Below are 4,250 nucleotides of genomic sequence, written 5' to 3' on the forward strand. Positions count from 1 at the left end.
ATGGCGTTCGGCCTGGAACTGCGCAAGATGCCCAAGGACGAGATCGACAAGCGCGTGCGTGAAGCCGCCAAGATCCTCGAGATCGAGCACCTGCTCGACCGTAAGCCGAAGGCTCTGTCCGGTGGTCAGCGTCAGCGTGTTGCCCTGGGTCGCGCTATGGTCCGTAACCCGGCAGTCTTCCTGCTGGACGAGCCTCTGTCCAACCTGGACGCCAAGCTGCGTACCAGCATGCGTACCGAGATCATCAAGCTGCACAAGAAGCTGGCTACCACCTTCATCTACGTTACCCATGACCAGACCGAGGCCATGACCATGGGCGACCGCATCGTCGTTATGAAGGACGGCCTGATTCAGCAGGTCGATACCCCGCAGAACCTGTACGATTACCCCTGCAACATCTTCGTCGCAGGTTTCATCGGCAGCCCGCAGATGAACTTCCTGGATGCCACCCTGAACAAGAATGGCAACCAGTACACCATCGATCTGGCCGGCACCGTTATTCCTCTGCCCACCGAGAAGACCGCGGACGGCAAGCTGGACGCTTACGTCGGCAAGACCCTCAAGGTCGGTATCCGTCCTGAGGACATCAAGGATGACGAGGAATTCCTGGCCAAGCATCCCAACAGCCACATCAATACGGAAGTGGAAGTTTCCGAGCTGATGGGCGCCGAGATCTACCTGTACCTGACCTACCAGGGCCAGAACCTGATGGCTCGTGTTGCGCCGACCTCCAAGTCCCGCCGTGGCGACAAGATCGTTGTTGCGATGGATACCAACAAGATTCATCTGTTCGATCCCGAGACCGAGAAGACTCTGCTCAACTGATCTCAATCGCTATACAAGGCGGCTCCGCTGCGGCGGAGCCGCCTTTTTTACTCGGAATTGATCAAACAGGAGGAAGCACCCATGCACATTACGGACTTGCTGCGGCCGGGCTGTGTGTCGCTGCACCAACAGGTGGACTCCATGCAGGAGGCGATTCACCGGCTTGTGGGGCTGATGGAAGCGGGCGGGAATCTGACCGATCCCGCTTCCTTTGAAGCCGACGTGCAGGCACGGGAGTCTTTGGGCGGCACCTGTATGGGCGGTGGTCTGGCCATTCCCCATGCCAAAAGCGCTGCGGTAAACGCGCCGGGGCTGGCGGTCCTCACGCTGGACCCGCCGCTGGCCTGTACCACGCCGGACGGCATTCCCGTGCGGATGTTTTTCCTGATTGCAGCCCCCGCCGAAGCCAATGACCTGCATGTGAAGGTCCTGGCGGAATTGGCAACACTGTTGCTGGACAAGGAATTTTGTGCAAAACTGGAAAAAGCCGGTACTCCCCGGGAATTTTGCGGGCTGATTGCAGGGCAGGAGCAGGAACCGGCCCCTGCACCGGAAGAACCGCCGGTCCGAAAACCGGAACACTGGCGTTTTGTGGCTGTTACGGCTTGCCCCACCGGTCTGGCCCATACTTACCTGGCGGCGGAGGCTCTGCAAAAAGCTGCCCAGGAGCGGGGCGTCAGCCTTAAGGTGGAAACAAACGGCGCTGTGGGGGTGGACCAACCCCTGACCACAGAGGATATTGCCGGTGCCGATTGTATTATTGTGGCGGCAGACCGTGCGGTGTCCACGGCGCGGTTTGTAGGCAAACGCCTGGTTTCGGTGTCGGCGCAGGAAGCAATCCGGGATGCCGGTGCGGTGCTGGACCGTGCGGCGGAAAGCAATGTACCCATTTATCGCGGCGGAGATGGTTTCCGCGCCAATGACTGGAAGGAATTGGGCCGGGAAGCCTACCGTCACCTGATGAGCGGTATCTCCCATATGCTGCCCTTTGTGGTGGGCGGCGGCGTACTCATCGCACTGGCGCTGCTGTTTGCCCAGCTGGGGGTGCCGGATTCCTTTACCAGTATGATGGATACGGTAGGCCGGGCGGCCTTTGTGCTGATGTATCCGGTTCTGGCGGCCTTTATTGCCTACAGCATCAGTGATCTTCCGGCGTTTATGCCGGGTCTGATGGGCGGATATCTGGCACAGCTGGGAACCACCATTGCGCCGAAGGACAGCTGGGTTTCCAGCGGGTTCTGGGGGGCATTGGTGGCGGGCTTTGCAGCCGGCTTGCTGGTGCGTCTGCTCAACTGGGCCGGGAAACGGCTTTTGCCTGCCCTGGAGCCGGTTCGGACCGGTCTGCTCACCCCGGCACTCAGCCTGCTGGGAGTTGGCACCCTGATGGTTCTGGTGGTCAACCCGCCGTTGGGGGACTTCAACATGTGGCTTTGTGCGCTGTTGGATGGTATGCAGGGGGACAGCCGCCTGGTGATGGGCGCTGTGCTGGGGGCACTGATGGCCACCGACTACGGCGGACCGATCAATAAGGCTGCGTATCTCACCGGTACGCTGGCGCTGGTCAATGATCAGTACGACATCATGGCGGCGGTAATGATCGGCGGCATGGTGCCGCCTATTGCGGTGGGCTTGGCCTGCCTGCTTTTCCCCGACCGGTTTACCCGGGCGGAACAGCGCACGGCACCGCAGAATCTGCTGATGGGGGCGTCCTTTGTGACGGAGGGCGCGTTGTCCTTTGCTTTGCGTGACCCGCTGCGGGTAGGGCCTTCCTGCATGCTGGGCAGTGGTCTGGCCGGATTTTTGGCCATTCTGCTGCGCTGTGGTTGCCCGGCACCCCACGGCGGTTTGTTCCTCATTGCTGTGATTCAAAATCCGCTGGGCTTTTTGCTGGCACTGGCAGCCGGTTCGTTTTTGGCGGCTGCCATGATCGGTATGCTGAAAAAGCCGTTACAATCGTAAAAACAGCCTCCCGACAAGGGAGGCTGCTTTTTTATGGTTCTATCTGGCAACCGGGAAAATAATACAGCAGGATTTTCTGCCAGTCTGCACCGCCTTCGGCCATGGCTTTGGCGCCGTACTGACTCAGTCCCACGCCGTGGCCGTACCCGTGGGTCGTGAAGGAAAACAACCCGTCGCTATAAGATACGGTAAAACTGGCGCTGCGCAGGGAAAAGGCACTGCGTAATGTTGTGCCGGAAAAGGTGTTGCCGCCTATTTCCATGGAGGCTACATAACCGGCATCGTCCAGAGAGGCGGCGCCGAACCAACCGGCCGGGTCATCGTCGGGGGTCAGGCCAAGGCTTTGCAGCATCGTATATACCTGTTCGGTGCTGTAGGTGATCGTTACCTCGTAGTCTGCAACGGTGGTATCCCAGGGGGAATCTACCCCTTGCAGGTAGGGCAGGGCGGTGACCCACACATTCTGGCTGGCTTCGGTTTTGCCGGCGCTGATGCTGTGGTAACAGGCAGCGGCCGGCGCACCTTCGTAGCATAGCAGGGCACTCTGCACAGTTTGGGCCAGATCGGCCAGGTGCTGGTATCGTTCTTCAAATTCATCCCCCCAGCGTGCCTGTAAAACCTCTGCGTCGGTCCAGCCGGAACACAGGGCAGAATTGACCTGCATGGGCTGATCCCCCAGTGAAAGCACATAGCTGTGGCTGGCCACCATCTGGGCCAGAATGGCCTGGTCGGGCCACTCGGCAGGCAGTTCGCAGGCGGCGGCACCGATCAGAAACTCTTCGGGCGATACCGTGATGGTCTGCCCCAAAGCTGCATCGTATAAACAAAGATCGGCGTCAGCCTGGGAAGGCGTGTCGGGTGGTGTGCTGGCCAGCGGCGGGGGCGTGATTTCCGGAATTTCAGCCGTAGGTGCTGAAGGGGAAGGTGTAGGCTGCGGCTGTGCATCGGAAGTCGCACCGGGAAACAGCAGAGCGGCAAAGGGAGCGGCAGCAGCCAGCAGTCCCAGCAACACGGTATATAAAAGTGTTCTTCTCAACGTGAACTTTCCTCACTCTTGCAATTTGCCCGGTGGGGCGGTACAATACTGTAAGACTTTGTCCGGGCCTGTCCTAACTTATGCGAAAGGCCCTGTGCGATATACCATTCGGAGAGAGGAAACTGCGATGAAACAAAAACGACCGCATGGCGGTTTGGTACTGCTGCTGGGTCTTGTGCTGGCGGGCCTCCATCTGGCGGATCTGCTGCTGTGGACTGATGGCAACACCGGTTTTGCGCTGCGGGGGTCAGTCTGGGCGCGCTATGTGGTCTGGCTGGCCGTTTTGCTGCTGCCGTATTTGCCGGCACGCCGGGCTGCTGCCCAACCTGCGGCATTGGGAGATAAAAATCCCGTACTAGGGATGTCTATGGTGCTGTGTGGACTGTTGCTGGCAGCCAGCGGAGCCTGGACGCTGCCGGCTGCCCGTTAC

At 59.8% G+C, this 4,250-nt stretch carries 4 protein-coding genes; 3 read left to right on the top strand and 1 reads right to left on the bottom strand.

Going from position 1 to position 4,250, the window contains the following annotated elements:
* Nucleotides 1–825, top strand: an 825-nt coding sequence (locus H6B10_RS12845) for an ABC transporter ATP-binding protein (RefSeq protein WP_204651968.1), incomplete at its 5' end; no start/stop codon positions are given.
* A gap of 81 nt (nucleotides 826–906) precedes the next feature.
* The gene (locus tag H6B10_RS12850; RefSeq protein ID WP_204651969.1) at nucleotides 907–2,784 is read left to right on the top strand and encodes a PTS fructose transporter subunit IIABC; all 1,878 of its coding nucleotides are present in this window, start codon (nucleotides 907–909) and stop codon (nucleotides 2,782–2,784) included.
* Nucleotides 2,785–2,815: 31 nt separating this feature from the next.
* Here the strand turns inward: H6B10_RS12850 and H6B10_RS12855 are convergent, their stop codons facing one another.
* The gene (locus H6B10_RS12855; RefSeq protein ID WP_204651970.1) at nucleotides 2,816–3,820 is read right to left on the bottom strand and encodes a SpoIID/LytB domain-containing protein; all 1,005 of its coding nucleotides are present in this window, start codon (nucleotides 3,818–3,820) and stop codon (nucleotides 2,816–2,818) included.
* Nucleotides 3,821–3,947: 127 nt separating this feature from the next.
* Here H6B10_RS12855 and H6B10_RS12860 point away from each other — a divergent pair.
* Nucleotides 3,948–4,250, top strand: a 303-nt coding sequence (locus H6B10_RS12860; RefSeq protein ID WP_204651971.1) for a hypothetical protein, incomplete at its 3' end; no start/stop codon positions are given.

The organism is Gemmiger formicilis (assembly GCF_016901605.1).
In the GTDB taxonomy this organism is placed as follows: domain Bacteria; phylum Bacillota; class Clostridia; order Oscillospirales; family Ruminococcaceae; genus Gemmiger; species Gemmiger formicilis_B.